The sequence below is a fragment of the Scytonema sp. UIC 10036 genome, assembly GCF_009725235.1.
The window spans coordinates 16,896-31,017 of record NZ_WJFC01000031.1 but is presented as its reverse complement, the minus strand read 5'-3'; the positions used below and the strand labels follow the sequence as shown (position 1 = coordinate 31,017).

The 14,122-nt window shown below is 44.4% G+C and carries 13 protein-coding genes; 5 read left to right on the top strand and 8 right to left on the bottom strand.

What is annotated here, in order from left to right; translation table 11 throughout:
* Nucleotides 1-10 precede the first annotated feature (10 nt).
* Nucleotides 11-1,000, top strand: a complete 990-nt coding sequence (locus tag F7734_RS16780; protein ID WP_155745763.1) for a D-alanine--D-alanine ligase — start codon at nucleotides 11-13, stop codon at nucleotides 998-1,000.
* Here F7734_RS16780 and F7734_RS16775 read toward each other — a convergent pair.
* Both F7734_RS16775 and F7734_RS16770 read right to left on the bottom strand, forming a co-directional pair.
* Nucleotides 995-2,329, bottom strand: a complete 1,335-nt coding sequence (locus F7734_RS16775) for an MATE family efflux transporter (RefSeq protein ID WP_243146919.1) — start codon at nucleotides 2,327-2,329, stop codon at nucleotides 995-997. The genes F7734_RS16780 and F7734_RS16775 overlap by 6 nt on opposite strands.
* A gap of 172 nt (nucleotides 2,330-2,501) precedes the next feature.
* The gene (locus F7734_RS16770) at nucleotides 2,502-2,849 is read right to left on the bottom strand and encodes a metalloregulator ArsR/SmtB family transcription factor (RefSeq protein WP_347566221.1); all 348 of its coding nucleotides are present in this window, start codon (nucleotides 2,847-2,849) and stop codon (nucleotides 2,502-2,504) included.
* Between the two features lie 509 nt (nucleotides 2,850-3,358).
* Here F7734_RS16770 and F7734_RS16765 point away from each other — a divergent pair.
* The 3 genes from F7734_RS16765 (at nucleotide 3,359) to F7734_RS16755 (ending at nucleotide 6,628) form a co-directional block, all read left to right on the top strand.
* The gene (locus tag F7734_RS16765) at nucleotides 3,359-3,475 is read left to right on the top strand and encodes a photosystem II reaction center protein I (protein WP_155745761.1); all 117 of its coding nucleotides are present in this window, start codon (nucleotides 3,359-3,361) and stop codon (nucleotides 3,473-3,475) included.
* Nucleotides 3,476-3,687: 212 nt separating this feature from the next.
* Complete coding sequence (locus F7734_RS16760; RefSeq protein ID WP_155745760.1) at nucleotides 3,688-6,198, top strand: DUF3769 domain-containing protein; 2,511 nt, start codon at nucleotides 3,688-3,690, stop codon at nucleotides 6,196-6,198.
* Nucleotides 6,199-6,412: 214 nt separating this feature from the next.
* Nucleotides 6,413-6,628, top strand: coding sequence for a DUF924 family protein (locus F7734_RS16755; RefSeq protein ID WP_155745795.1), 216 nt, complete (start codon nucleotides 6,413-6,415; stop codon nucleotides 6,626-6,628).
* A gap of 336 nt (nucleotides 6,629-6,964) precedes the next feature.
* On the opposite strand, the gene F7734_RS16750 is transcribed toward F7734_RS16755, so the two are convergent.
* Nucleotides 6,965-7,378, bottom strand: a complete 414-nt coding sequence (locus F7734_RS16750) for a type II toxin-antitoxin system VapC family toxin (protein ID WP_155745759.1) — start codon at nucleotides 7,376-7,378, stop codon at nucleotides 6,965-6,967.
* A complete protein-coding gene (locus tag F7734_RS16745; protein WP_155745758.1) occupies nucleotides 7,378-7,683 on the bottom strand; it encodes a type II toxin-antitoxin system HicB family antitoxin in 306 nt (101 codons plus the stop codon). Before F7734_RS16745 ends, F7734_RS16750 begins: the two co-directional genes overlap by 1 nt.
* A 374-nt stretch (nucleotides 7,684-8,057) precedes the next feature.
* Here F7734_RS16745 and F7734_RS63525 point away from each other — a divergent pair, with 374 nt between their 5' ends.
* Nucleotides 8,058-8,543: a hypothetical protein gene (locus F7734_RS63525; RefSeq protein WP_243146918.1), complete on the top strand. Its 486-nt coding sequence runs from the start codon at nucleotides 8,058-8,060 to the stop codon at nucleotides 8,541-8,543.
* 36 nt (nucleotides 8,544-8,579) lie between these two features.
* Here the strand turns inward: F7734_RS63525 and F7734_RS16735 are convergent, their stop codons facing one another.
* The 4 genes from F7734_RS16735 to F7734_RS16720 form a co-directional block, all read right to left on the bottom strand.
* On the bottom strand, nucleotides 8,580-8,732 hold the full coding sequence (locus F7734_RS16735; protein ID WP_155745757.1) for a hypothetical protein: 153 nt from the start codon (nucleotides 8,730-8,732) through the stop codon (nucleotides 8,580-8,582).
* A 173-nt stretch (nucleotides 8,733-8,905) separates the two neighbouring features.
* A complete protein-coding gene (locus tag F7734_RS16730; protein WP_155745756.1) occupies nucleotides 8,906-11,383 on the bottom strand; it encodes a response regulator in 2,478 nt (825 codons plus the stop codon).
* A gap of 122 nt (nucleotides 11,384-11,505) precedes the next feature.
* Complete coding sequence (locus F7734_RS16725; RefSeq protein WP_155745755.1) at nucleotides 11,506-13,515, bottom strand: ATP-binding protein; 2,010 nt, start codon at nucleotides 13,513-13,515, stop codon at nucleotides 11,506-11,508.
* A 61-nt stretch (nucleotides 13,516-13,576) separates the two neighbouring features.
* The gene (locus tag F7734_RS16720; protein WP_155745754.1) at nucleotides 13,577-14,026 is read right to left on the bottom strand and encodes a response regulator; all 450 of its coding nucleotides are present in this window, start codon (nucleotides 14,024-14,026) and stop codon (nucleotides 13,577-13,579) included.
* Nucleotides 14,027-14,122: the final 96 nt, after the last annotated feature.

The following is a 14,122-nucleotide window of genomic DNA, read 5'->3' as shown; positions in this document are numbered from 1 at the left end:
AGCTGAGATTATGGGAATTTTTATTGGTTTGTGTTATGACCTCAAGCAAGATTATCTGAACAAAGGTTTCACCGCCGATGAAGTGATGGAATTTGACTCAGAAGAAACTTTGATTGGGTTGGAAAAGGCACTGGATAGTTTGGGTCATCAGGTTGAACGTGTTGGTAATGGTAGAGAACTTGCTTTGCGGTTGACAAAAGGCGATCGCTGGGATTTAATTTTCAACATTGCCGAGGGGGTCAAAGGTCGTTCTCGTGAGGCTCAAGTGCCTGCTGTGTGTGAATTATTTGCTCAACCTCATACTTTTGCTGACCCATTAACCTGTGCTCTTACACTTGATAAAGCTCTTGCTAAAAGTGTAGTCCGCGATCGCGGTTTACCTACAGCCCCATTTGAGGTTGTAGGGAGTATCCGAGAAGCAACAGCCGTATCGCTACCCATGCCACTCTTCCTGAAGCCAGTTGCTGAGGGAAGTTCCAAAGGAGTAACAGGGCGTTCCTTAGTGAAAGAACGCACTGAGCTAGTGACGGAATGCCAAAAAGCGATCGACAAATTCCATCAGTCTGTACTTGTAGAAACCTTTCTCCCAGGGAGAGAAGTCACAGTAGGCATTGTTGGGAATGGTAACACTGCACGAGTGGTGGGCGTGATGGAAGTCCTGTTTACAAATAAAGCAGAGACTGTCGCCTATACTGCTCTCAACAAAGATGAATATCTAGAACGGGTATCCTATCGTCTAATTGAAGATTCCGAACCGCTTTCAGCACAAGCGCAACGACTAGCATTAGATGCCTACCATATCCTTGGGTGTCGGGATGCTGCTCGTGTGGACTTGCGCTGCGATGCTAGCGGTGAGTTGAATTTTCTGGAGATCAATCCATTACCAGGTCTCAACCATGTTCTTTCTGACTTGTCTATTATGGCAGGGCTTGCAGGTTTATCCTACATCCAGTTGATTGACAAGATAGTCGAATCAGCACGGCAAAGATACTCTTTATGAATTGGGTTCAGACGTCAAATGGTAAAAACGTAAAGTTAAAAGCACTGTACTTATAAGCAATCCAAGTGCTAAACCCAACCACAAACCTGTACTGCCCCAACCCAACGTGAATGCCATGAGATAACCTCCACCCATACCCACTCCCCAGTAGGCAAACAGAGCGATCGCCATTGGCGTTTGGGTATCCTTTAATCCTATTAAAGCACCAGCAGCAATAGTCTGAATCCCATAAAATAATTGCACTATTGCTGCCACTTCCAAGAAAGAAATTGCCGTTCCTACAATCTCCATATTATCTGGATGACCGATATCCAAATACAAGCCCACAATAAAGTTGGGAAATAGCCAAAAAATGAATGCCACAATGCTTGCAACCGGAGCAATCAGGGCAATACCAACGAATCCTGCTCTGCTTGCACCCTGGAGATCGTTTTGTCCTTTTAACTGTCCTACTCTCATCATCGTGGCATAGGAAACACCTATGGACACTGTCTCAACAAAACTTTCTGTCTCAGCAGTTATTTCGTGAGCTGCTAAAGTGTCTGTCCCAAACCAACCCATGAGTAAGGCAATAGCTGTAAACACGCCAATTTCTGCTGCATACTGCAAACCCAAGAATGACCCTGTTTGAAAGATATTCACAAACATATCCTTATCAAACAGACGCCAAGTGCAATGGATTTGGTATTTCTTAAAGTAATCATCGCACCATACCCAAATGGCAGCAGCAATAAAATTCAACCAAAGCACAAGAGCGCTTGCCCAACCGATTCCCGCTAAACCAAGAGACGGTAAACCAAATTTACCGAACATGAACACGTAATTGAAAGCCACATTCAACACTAACCCAACGACTGTAATGACTGTCAGGAATTGAGGGCGATTCAGGGCAGACCCAACTTCTTTTAACACGCAAAAACCCAACGCTGCAGGAAAACCCCAAACAATAGCTTGCAAATATGTTTTAGCTAATGATACGATAGCTTCCTCTTGACCGGTAAGCAGGAGAATAGAGTCAAAATGCCAAATGACAAACATCATAGGTAAGGAAAGGGTTGCAGCTAACCAAACACCCTGACTTGCCGCATGGCTGACTCGATCTATCTTGCCGGCTCCAAAAGCGTTTGCAACAGAAGCACCTACTGCTGAAAGCGCAGAACGACAAACAGAAGCCAAGGTGGAAAAAGTGACTGCACCCAAGGCACCCGCAGCTAAAGTTTGACCGTTCAGTAAGCCCATCATCATCCCATCCAGCAAAGGAATGGATGCCTCCAATATTTGGACAATAACTAGAGGTATTGCCAATTGCAAGCTGGCTTGAACTTCCATGAGAAGCTCAGGTGTAAACTTTCTTGAAGTTGACTCCATTCAAGTAAAAAAACTTAAGTGACGTGACAAAAAATTACACGTAAGTACGTTAGGTTATTTTAATACATAAAGTAGAAATAAGGAATAATTTTTGCCAAAAAATTTGATGAGATAGGCACAAAAGAAGTTTCAATTAGCTTCGCAAAGTTTTCAGTAACTCCAACTGCTTTTCTTTTTCCTCAAGTCTGATAGACAAACTTTGATACACGAGGTCACAGAGTTGAAAAATCATGGGGTCGGCAATCTCGTAAAATACATTTGCTCCTTGTGGCGATCGCATTACAACTCCTGCACCGGAGAGTATTTTGAGGTGTTTGGAAACATTTGCTTGCCCAAGCCCAGTTAGCTCAATAATCTCAGTCACATTTTTAGAACCTGATTTGAGACAGCACAAAATCTGGAGGCGACTCACTTCGGAAAGAACTTTAAAATAATCAGCCATTTGTGCCAAGGCTGATGGAAAAGTTTCCACTACCACTATTTGTTATTCCTTATAAAACCACAATTCACTACGATATTATCATTTGATAATATAATGTTGTAGAGGAAAAACGGAATGGGGAACTCGGAGTCCCCATTCCCTGGGGATTAGGGGTATGGGGATTGGGCAATGGGGATGCGTTTGTCGTACTACCACCTACCTCTTAATCCTCAATTCCTAATTCTGGTGTCGGAAACATCCACTTTAACTAAACGTCCACTAACTAAAGACATTAACCAAGTCACAACTTAAAATTAAGGAGCATTTAAAAGTCAGACACATCTGTCACTTCCATACTGCCAGATTACAAAAAGTCGGCATACAGGCAAAACGCCAAAACCGCAGCTAAACCCAACTTGGTGAATAGGACAAGCTAGCATGGGAAAAACAATGCCCTTTTGCCCAATCCCCAATCTCCTAAAAATGAACCAGATTTGGGTAAGATAGTAGAGCTATCTTTTCTGCGTTGCAGATACTGAGAGCCACTCAAGCCCACAGGAGATATCTAAATGCTGACTTTAAAAATCGTTGTATATATAGTTGTTGCCTTCTTTGTTGGTCTCTTCGTCTTTGGCTTTTTGTCAAATGACCCTGCTCGTAACCCCGGTCGTCGGGATTTCGAGTAAAGTCACGACAAATCGTCCGCGCTCGATTGCCGGGAGGCTCATACATAATAAGCCTACGGGCGCTTGTGTCAAGTGGGGAAACCCGCCCAAAGCAGTGTCCTCCTCCGGGCGGCTTGCCTGAATTTGTGTAAAAGGCAAAAGTCGGAAGGCAAAAAGTGTATTGTCCTTCCGGCTATTTATTGGCTGTTTGTTAGCTTGTTTTTTCGATTGATATGCTTCATCCAGTTCTGCCGCCCGAACCGCTTCCCATCGTTGAACCCGTACAATCAGCTAGTCCTACCACTCCACTTGTCCGCGAGATTGGATTCAATCCAGTGTCGGAAAAGACATCGGAAAACAAGGAAAAGTCTGAAGGACGACGGGAAAAACTCGATTTCCAAACAACTGGGAACACTTCAACTGAAAACCAGTTACAAGTTGCTCAAACACTATCCACACCCAGTCAGCCAGAAACTTTTCCACCTGAATTTTCGCCTATTACCGCTTCAAAAAGTGCAGCATTTTTAGGTGAGAATCTTTCCATTGGTTATCCCCTACAGCAAGTTCAATCTTCCAGCCCCAATAACGGTAGTGGTTCCAATACGCAAGCGAAAGAACTACCAAAAGCACTGAGACTTAAGAATTTATCCCAAGAGCACACGGCATCGGTAGAAGAATCAGCCCAGGTACAAAATCAAAGCCCTACCACCACCGAACAATCTCCAAATCGTCCGCCAGTACAAATAGAATTCAAAGTGCGTGGTGAAGAAGGGACAGAACCCGATCCCAACCAAACTCAATCGGTTCCCGAAACGCAAAATAATACCACAACACCACAACAAAACCAACCATCCGGTACAACTCCAGCACCAAGCACCCCAGCACCAGGAGAAAGAATTGTTGAAGTTATTTCTGACAGACAACAGTATGACGCGCAACGACGGGTGATTACGGCTGAGGGTAACGTGGTTGTGAGATTTGATGGCGCTGTTGTGGATGCCGATCGCGTGCAAGTTAATATGGATAATTTGATTGCTGTGGGGGACGGCAATGTTGCCCTGACACGGGGAGATCAAGTTCTGCGCGGACAGAAGTTTACATATAATTTTATTCAGGACGATGGGGAATTACTCAACGGCAGTGGTGAGGTTTTTATTCCCAGTGCCGGTCAGGATTTGAGTTTTTTACCCACGGATGTGACAACAGGAGGAGTCCCAGCGCGTCCTTTGAGCGATCGCATCAGACAAAATCAACCATTACAAGCGGGTAGCCCTGGTGGGCTGAATGTCAACTTGGGCGGTGGGGGAGGAGCAAGCAACATACCCACACCACAACAAGGGGGACAAGTCAGACGCGTCCGTTTTGAAGCAGGAAGAATTGATTTTTACTCCCGAGGTTGGCAAGCGAGAAATGTCCGCCTAACCAATGACCCCTTTTCACCTCCTGAATTGGAAGTCAGGGCAGATACAGTGACCCTGACACGGGAAGCACCTTTACGCGATCGCATCAAAACGAGAAGACAGCGTTTAGTTTTTGACCGAGGATTCTCCGTACCAATTCCCAAGAACGAGGAAGTGATTGACCGTAGGGAACGTGATGTCACACCAGGATTGTTCTCAATTGGTTATGATGGCGACCAACGGGGAGGACTTTATATTGAACGGACTTTTAAACCTATAGATACAGAAGGAGTCACCTTCAGTCTTACGCCCCAGTTCTACCCTCAAAAAGCAGTACAGAGTGGAGCCGGGAATGCCGCGTCGCTGTTTGGTATAAAATCAACAGTGAGAGCCACTGTGAGTCCACGGACATCCCTAGAAGGGACCGGATTATTGACCAGTTTCGACCTGAATGATATAGAAGATAACCTCAGAGCCAGTTTGCGACTGCGCCAGTTACTTTTAGGAGAGCAAAACCCCCACACTCTCACACTGGAATACAGCTATCGCGATCGACTTTACAACGGTACCCTCGGCTTTCAAACCGTACAAAGCAGTCTTGGAGGTATTATCACCTCTCCCATTATTCCTCTAGGAAAAAGCGGTCTTAACCTCAGCTACCAAGGGGGTGCTCAATTAATCGAAGCGAATACAGATCGCCCAGACTTGCTAGAAGTTGATCGCAGAAACAATCGTGTCTCCCTGACGCGCCTGCAAGCGAGTGCAGCCCTGAACGGTGGAGTAACACTATGGCAAGGGAAACCATTACCTGCTACACCCACTCAAGGATTGCGGTATACAGCCAATCCAGTTGTACCTTACGTGCAAGCTTTCGGTGGATTAACTGGAACAACCAGTCATTACAGCAGTGGAGATAGTCAAAATACATTGTTTGCAACAGTTGGTTTACAAGGGCAATTCGGTCACTTTTCCCGACCTTTCTTTGACTATACTGGCTTTGTGATTAGCTATTCCCAAGGTCTTAACAGTGGTTTATCTCCCTTTTTGTTCGATCGTTCCGTGGATAACAAAGTGCTGAGAGCGGGCATTACTCAGCAGATTTACGGACCATTTCGTTTTGGATTTGAAACCTCAATCAACTTAGACACTGGAGAACGCGCCAGTACAGACTACGTGGTGGAATACAGCCGCCGTACCTACGGAATCACTTTGCGTTATAACCCAGTACAGCAGTTAGGTGGTATCAGCTTCCGAATCAGTGATTTCAACTGGAGTGGTGGAACCGATCCTTTCTCCGATCCCAGTGAAGTTAAGCCAGTTGTTGGTGGTGTTAGACAGCAATAGGGAGTAGGGGGACTCTCGTTCCCAGGCGGAGCCTGGGAATGCCTTAAAGTGAGGCTCCGCCTCCTGAAAGACCTCACCTCATTCAAGATATAGTTATGTAACGAAAAGTAAAATCTTTGTATTTGGCTCGTAGTAGCGCTGTCTTCGCATGTACCGCAACTACAACACAGTGATAATTTCTACGCCGCCTACTTAAGGTTAATGTAGAGAATCACTGTCAGCACTTGATTTTGCCGAGATATTCCTTACTATTGCCGCGCAAGCACGCGGATATCGGGACGTAATTGCAAGGTTTGGTCGTCATCCTCATCGCAACGCGGTTCTAGGACGCCGCTCGACCCCGTCAGAACTTGAGTACCTCGCGAACAATCATCTCGTACATAAGCGTTCGATGCCAAACGACTTGTCGCAATTTCTCTACAATACTTAAGGGAGTTGAAGAAGGTAGTCGATCGCTTCGCCGTCAAACCACTAACTTTTGTAGCACTGCATTTTTCATTTGTTGAAAAGCGATCGCTACCCAATCCCCCAGAACTAAAGTGCAATGATGCTTCTACAATGCCGATCGCTTGTGCAAAAAGATAAACATCTGGTACGGTCAGCAGTGGCAATTATGAAAAGGTCTTCCGTCATGAGGTTCGCTCATTATAATACCTCTTTCTTGACACCAAGCTCGGTTCTCTCTTGTGCGATCAATTTTATCAAGATGAACAGATTCACAGATAGTAACCCGTGTAATTTTTAATTGGCATAATAAAATTAATGGCTAACTCGACCAATCTTCTATATTTAGTCCAGGAACTTTCTCAAAATCCCGCAGATTTCTTGTTAAGAGGATTCCTTTATTCGCAATAACTATTGAAGCGATACGTAAATCTTGAGTTCCAATACGAATACGTTGTGCTCTGAAGGTTTGATAAATTGATTGAGATTTTTCGTCATACTGAAGGACATTAAATTCCGATAGCAGCATGACTGTTTCAACTAATCGCTGATAAGCATTTGATTGGACGACTCCCTCTTTTACTTCAGCAACTTGAGCCAAACGACCTCTTAATTGTTCTTCAACATTAATCGCAGTTGTTGTTAGTTGTATTTTCGCTGCTAATAGTTTTGGGATGAGGATAGGATGATTTCGTCCATAAAGACTTAAGTGGTCTGTATCTAAAATATAAATCATCACTCATCTACCATTGTATTTGATTCTTTGCGGATAGCAGCTAGTTTCTCCATAAAATCATCAAATGTTGGGTCGTTCGCAAATATTCCTGCATACTTCATCTGATTTGTTTCTTGGTGAGGTAGTTCTTTGGGATTAACTTCAATAGTCACAAACTTACCTGTTGCTAATTGCGTTTCTAACGCCGTTTTAACCTTTGAAATAGCTTCTTCTTCTGTATTCGCCTCAACCATTATATTTGGTATCCCAACTACTGATGCCACAAAGTTATCTTTTTGACTTTGAACAAAAATTTGGTACTGCATAATTTATCTTTAGGTTTAGAAATAAGAATTATCTATAAATAACATTATAATCTATAGCGATGGTTTCCAGCATGGCTGAGTTTAACGTATTTTTTTATGAAGTAGATGGGCGTGAATAAATTTTGGTGCTGTCAGAAGCGTGCAAAAATAATTGCTAGTTGAGTTGATTCTTATTTTTTCTTTACCCAAAGTCATAAAACAGGGATAACACAATTGTTGGTAATAGGGTTGCACTTTTATGCAATGAGCTTTGTCCTTTCTTGCAATTAACATCGCCTGAAAGAAAAGTATACTATTTAATCTATAGATGATTCATAAAAATGAACCGTTTACACTTATGCCATTGCAGACAATTAACTATTTAAAATACAGAAATGGTTCTTCTGAAAGAAAGCGTACTTATTATTAGCAGTGTTTTGGTTGTCTGGTGGTTGCTTGTTTCTCATCATCAGGCACAACAAGCGTTAGTTTGGTGGTACAGTAAGCAATGGATGAGAATGTGTGAGAAAGGAGAGACTATTCGGAACGGGCTGTTGCAAGAGTCATTCATTATACGTCGGCATTTGGAGTTATCTTCGGTAAATCGTTCTGAAAGCCAACAGCAAGACCAATATTATTTGCTGATGCAGGAGCATCCGACTCTTAATATTGTAGTGCAGACTGCCGAATCTCGCGCCCTAAAGCGGCTAAAACCCGCTATTAGCCTTCACGAAGGTGGATTTACAGTGGCAGATAAAAGTTTGCCAATGAATGAAATGTTAAATAAAGTTAAATGGGCACTCGACGGTGTGTTTTACACTCCCTTAGAGATGCGTTCCGGTTTGGAAGTGAAGCCGGAATGGCTAGAAGTCCTCTCCTAGGAGGAGAGGGGCTCTTCAAACTCCGATTTTAAGGAGTTAAGGACACTCGCGACTCAGAACAAGCTCTCCATTCGCTAGTCTGTAAACACCTTGCGCTTCCACAATTGGGTCTCCCACTTTCCAAGGACGGCGAGACGTAGTTGCAGTGGGCGATTTAGTTGATTCACCTTCATTTAGTACAGACCGCATACCTCCTGTGGGAAAAGAAGTACGAGGGCATTACATAGCTGCCCTCTGCCCTCGTACTTCTGTCAGGAACTTGTAACCGCTTGTAGGCAGAAATCGCCTCTTTGATTTTTCCCTGCGCTTTTAAGATGCGTCCAGTTTGCCACTCCCACAGATACAAAAAAACACCGAGGTTTTTAAACCTGTCCGTTGAGTTTAGCCAACTTCACAATGGCTGCGACTAACTCAGTAGGGTCAACTGGTTTGGAAATATGTATTTGAAACCCAGCTGCTAGTGCGCGACTGCTTTCAGATTCTCCAGCAAATGCCGTGAGAGCAGCGGCTGGAACTTGTCCATTTTGCTCTGGTGGAAGAGTTCGGATTTTTTGAATCAGCGAATAGCCGTCCTCACCGGGCATACCGATGTCACTAATCAAAACCTCAGGTTTGAATTGTAAGAAGATTGAGATCGCATCACTGGCTGATGTCGCAGTTTTGACTTGTGCCTGACACTGTTCTAAAATGAAGGTAATCAGTTCGAGAGTATCAACATTATCGTCTACAATAAGAATTCGCAAACCATTGAGAGATGGAAACTCGCTATTAGAGTTTAAGCGCATGGGAGTTTGCTGTACAATTTGTTCTTCTATAATCGGTAGTTGCACCGTGAAAGTTGCGCCCAAGCCTTCCCCATCACTGGCTGCATAAACCGTGCCATTGTGCATCTCAACTAAATGACGCACGATCGCCAGCCCTAAACCCAGTCCACCATTTGCTCTAGTTGTTGAGCCATCAGCCTGACGGAAACGTTCAAAGACATAGGGCAGAAAATCAGCGCTAATACCTGCTCCTGTATCGCTTACTGTAATTTGAGCCATTGAATTTACCTGCTCGAGCCGAATTTCAACCCGTCCTCCAGAAGGGGAGAATTTGACGGCGTTGGAAAGCAGATTCCACACAATCTGTTGCAAGCGATCTGCGTCACCTGTCACCTGACCGACATTAGGGTCAATTACTAACCCAACCTGAACTGCTTTGGCTTCAGCACTAGGACGTGTATTTTCGACCACAGCTTCAATCACAGGTTTTAGGTAAAGGGGACGTAAATTAAGGCGGATTTTGCCTTGGACAATCCGTGAAACATCAAGAATATCTTCAATAAGTTTCGTTTGAAGTTCGGCATTGCGCTCTATGGTTTCAAGAGCCTTAGTAGCAGTAGCTTGGTTTAATTTTCGCTGACGCAGCATTTTTGCCCAACCAAGTATGGAGTTCAGTGGCGTGCGGAGTTCGTGGGAAACGATCGCTAAAAACTCGTCTTTAATCCGGTTGGCTTCCCAAGCTTCCCGGTATAGCCGTGCATTGTCAATTGCAATGGCAGCCCGTTGAGCCACTTCAGTAGCCATCGCTAAGTCTGCCTTTTGATATCGACGTTCTGGCTGTGCTGACGTAAAAGCGATTGTACCGAGCTTGCGATCGCCAACAATCAGTGGCACGAGCATATAAGACTGTGCATTCAACTGGCGCAACAAGCTCAAGTGTCGGTCATCTTGTGCTATGGACAGTAAAAGTACCTCTGAAATTTCAGTAGCCATTTCCGGCTGTCCTGTTCGCAAAACCTTCGGTGCGCCAAAATCTGCATCGGCTGGGGGGGGATACCGTTGCCTGAGTTCTCGAATCAGCGCTTCCTTCTCTGGATCGGATGCAACGATTATTGGTTCATTAAAGACAGTCAAATTCTTCTCAACAATATCCACAAAACACCAGTCTGCAAGAGTTGGGACTGCTATACTTGCCACGTGACTGAGCGTAGTATGGTAGTCGAGCGAAGAAGCTAAAAGGCGGCTTGCCTCCGCTAAGAAGGTGGAACGCCTCTCTTGAGCTTCTGCTTCTGCACGGGCGGCTTGCTCGCGGGCAAGAAATTGCTCTCGTTCTAACTCGGAACGCTTGCGATCGCTGATATCATGGCTGTAAATAGTCAGTCCATCTGCCTGTGGATAAACTCTCACTTCCAACCACATATCAAGGTGGGGACAAAACGCTTCAAATTGGACAGGAAGTTTTGTTGTTGCGGCTTCATGATACTTTTGATAGCATACAGAGTCGATCGCTTCCGGATACTCTTCCCAAATGTTTTTGCCGAGAAGCTCTGCCTGCGTTTTGAGCAAAATTTGCTCTAATTTTTGATTAATGTAAGTAAATCGAAACTGTTCATCCAAAGCACAGAAGGCATCTGTAATGCTTTCAAGAATATCGGCAGAACGCTGATTCGCTTCTTGCAGGGCTTTCTCTGCTCTTTGCTGTTGTTCCAATCGTTGTAAGATTGAGCGGACTGCAACGGGCAAACGGACATAGTGCTTTGCTGATTTGATGATATAGTCATCCAGCCCCGTCTTCATTGCTTCAACTGCAATCTCCTCAGAGCCGCTATCAGTAAACATAATGACCGGACAGTTGGGATAGCGGGACTTAATATCGCGCAAAACAGTCAGCCCATCATTCCAACGCAAACGATAATCAGTGATGACTAACTCAAAATGACCTGCTTCCAATGCTTGCTGGAAGTCTTCAGCTTGTGTAACTTGTTCCACCTTAAGGTCAGGGAATTCACACCTTAATCTGTAAATAATCAAGGTACGGTCATGTTCGTTATCATCAATTAGAAGAAGGCGCAACATTTAAATTTGTTAAAACGGTCAACACTATGAGTTAATCTAGTAGTCTTTATAAGACTTTGGCGTAAGTTATACTATTGCTCGTTGGTTATAGAATAGTTTTTCACCTTCAGTAAGCAGTACTATTACTGAGGAGTGACTGGCAACTCTATCCATAACCGACTTCCCTGCCCTATTGCCGATTCAATACCAACTTGCCCTCCCATGCGTTCAACTGCTCTACGGACGATCGCTAAGCCAATGCCAGTACCAGGATACACTTCCTGCGCGTGCAAGCGTTCAAATACTCTGAAAATGCGCTGTTGGTGTCTTGGATCGACACCGATACCGTTATCTTCCACCCACAACCGCATCCACAGATCCTGCTTTTGTGTCCATACCCGCACAGAAGGTTGAACTCCAGGAGCCACAAACTTGATAGCGTTGCTCAATAAATTTGTGACCACCTGAACAAGGGCGGTATAATTCCCCATCACCGTCAGCAGTGGTTCTTCTACTGTCACAATCGCTTGCTGCTGCTGAATTTGTACTTCCAGTAAAGTCAGCACCTCCGCCATCACATTTGATAAGCTAGTAGGCTTAGCTGATAACTCCAGCCGATTCAGGCGACTGTATGCCAATAAGTCCCGCAGTAACTTTTCCATCCGCTCGGCGTTGGTAAAAATGCGCTTGATAAAGTCTTGTGCAACCGGATCTAGTTCGTCGGTGTAATCTTCCAACAAAACTCGCGCAAATCCTTGTAAGACACGCACGGGTTCCCGTAGATCGTGAGCTATCGAGTAAGTAAAGGCTTCCATATCAGCATTGGATTCCTCAAGTGCCGCCGTTCGCTCTGCTACTTGGTGTTCGAGTTCGATAGTGTAACATTGCAGTTGTTCTCGTTGTCGAGCCTGCTGAATTGCTACTGCTAGCTGGTTTGCAACCTCAGTAGCAATTTGCTGGTGTTCTGGACTAAACGCTGCCTTTTGATTGGCAAATAGACTCAGTTCACCAATCAAATTTCTTTCCACCACCAGTGGTACTGCCAAAAAACTCAGCTTGCCTTCTAAAAGTTGCCGCTCAATTAAAAGCGGGCGCTCCTCAAGAGTGGCAATATCTTCTACATAACGAATTCTCTCTGATTCCCTTGAAATAAAATTTGGTATCAACTGCTCGAGCGGTACGGTTTCCCCCCTTGACACACCATCAATTGTGCCTGCCAGTATCTGGGCATTACCTGTTTCAAAATTAAATAGTGCAACGGTGGCTTCAACGTAAGGCAGTACGTAATGCATCCGTAAAAGTGCTTCACGAGCAATTTCTTCGGTTGACTCCGCATTCAGGATAGCACGATCGAGTTGTTGCAGGGTTTCCAGGCGTTGAAGAGAGCGCGATAATGCTTCTTGAGTTTGCTTGCGTTCTGTAATGTCTCGTGCTATTCCAATTAAACCAATGATATTGCCAAGAGTATCCCGATAGGGATCTTTTGTTGAAAGATAGGTGTGGACGCTGCCATCCGAGAGCGCCTTCTCTTCCACAACTTCCCCCTCTCCCTTCATCATAATTCTTTGGTCAACCTCTCTCAAAGCCGTCGCAAAGTTAAGAGGTAAGAGTTCTGTGTCATCAAAGCCAATGATTTCTTCTTTTGCTCTGCCCAAAATCCGATCTGCGATCGCATTAATGAATTTGTAACGCCCCTGAAGGTCTTTGACAAAGACAGCATCCGTGGTTTCCTCAATGATTGTTTCAAGTAAGTTGTAACTTTCCTGCAATTCAATCTCGATTTGTTTGCGTTGGCGATTTTCTGTGGAGTGACGAGCAGTGCTGAGACTGCTGATTAGCAAACATACTCCCACAAATAAGCCCAATTCCAGAATCCCATTCTCAGTAGCAATAGCAGGAGAATAAATTGGAGCTATGAAGAAGTAAGTATAAGCTAAACTACAGAGTGTAGTAGCTAGCAAACTAGCACCAAAACTTCCATACAAGGAACCGATCGCTACAGCTGTAACAAACAAGACTAGGGAATTTTGTGCTAGGAGTGGCGATAAGACGAGCGAAATTAGCAGTGCCAGCAGGCTAACAGCAACTGCGATCGCATAACTTAGTAGCCTTGAACGTTCTTCAAGCTGAATTTTCTCCTTTAACGTTTGCATAACCACTCGATGTAGCAAACAAAACAATTTATTTCTCTCAAGTTTATCCTTTGGGGAGTGCTCACTGGTCACTGGTCACTGATTCCTGGTCACGGATATACGTCATCATCTGCTTCACAAATTCTGTCAGCGTATCCAAATTACTCGTTTTGACAAAGTATACACAGCCCCCTAAAGCAGTAACCTGGTTCATTTCCTCAGGTTCTTCAGAGCTACTCATAACTAAAACAGGCAGATGTTTATAATTTGATTGCTGCTTAACCCATGTCAATAACTCTAAACCGTTCATTCTTGGCATTTTCACGTTCGTGATTAATATGACAGGTTCGGGGTAACGTTCTCGGTCTGCATACTGACCTTCTCCTAACAAATAGCTCACGGCTTCTTCTCCGTTACTGACAACATGAAGAGAAATAGGCACACCTGCTTTACGGATAGCACGCTGCAAAAAAATTAAGTCGCCCTCATTGTCCTCCGCTAGTAAAACAGGATATGCCCCAGGATTATTCATCAGTCAAGTGGTTTTTGGTAGTTTATTTTTGACCTCAGATGTTCCACATTTAATTTGCAGAAATTGGGCGGACAGGATGACCAACCGACATAACTT

Bases quoted from the DNA above. Each gene is read 5' to 3' on its own strand.
- F7734_RS16735 (WP_155745757.1), bottom strand. From the start codon at position 8,732: ATGCGGTCTGTACTAAATGAAGGTGAATCAACTAAATCGCCCACTGCA.
- F7734_RS16730 (WP_155745756.1), bottom strand. From the start codon at position 11,383: ATGTTGCGCCTTCTTCTAATTGATGATAACGAACATGACCGTACCTTG.
- F7734_RS16725 (WP_155745755.1), bottom strand. From the start codon at position 13,515: ATGCAAACGTTAAAGGAGAAAATTCAGCTTGAAGAACGTTCAAGGCTA.
- F7734_RS16720 (WP_155745754.1), bottom strand. From the start codon at position 14,026: ATGAATAATCCTGGGGCATATCCTGTTTTACTAGCGGAGGACAATGAG.
- F7734_RS63525 (WP_243146918.1), top strand. From the start codon at position 8,058: ATGGTTCTTCTGAAAGAAAGCGTACTTATTATTAGCAGTGTTTTGGTT.
- F7734_RS16775 (WP_243146919.1), bottom strand. From the start codon at position 2,329: ATGGAAGTTCAAGCCAGCTTGCAATTGGCAATACCTCTAGTTATTGTC.
- F7734_RS16760 (WP_155745760.1), top strand. From the start codon at position 3,688: ATGCTTCATCCAGTTCTGCCGCCCGAACCGCTTCCCATCGTTGAACCC.
- F7734_RS16750 (WP_155745759.1), bottom strand. From the start codon at position 7,378: ATGATTTATATTTTAGATACAGACCACTTAAGTCTTTATGGACGAAAT.
- F7734_RS16780 (WP_155745763.1), top strand. From the start codon at position 11: ATGGGAATTTTTATTGGTTTGTGTTATGACCTCAAGCAAGATTATCTG.
- F7734_RS16745 (WP_155745758.1), bottom strand. From the start codon at position 7,683: ATGCAGTACCAAATTTTTGTTCAAAGTCAAAAAGATAACTTTGTGGCA.
- F7734_RS16765 (WP_155745761.1), top strand. From the start codon at position 3,359: ATGCTGACTTTAAAAATCGTTGTATATATAGTTGTTGCCTTCTTTGTT.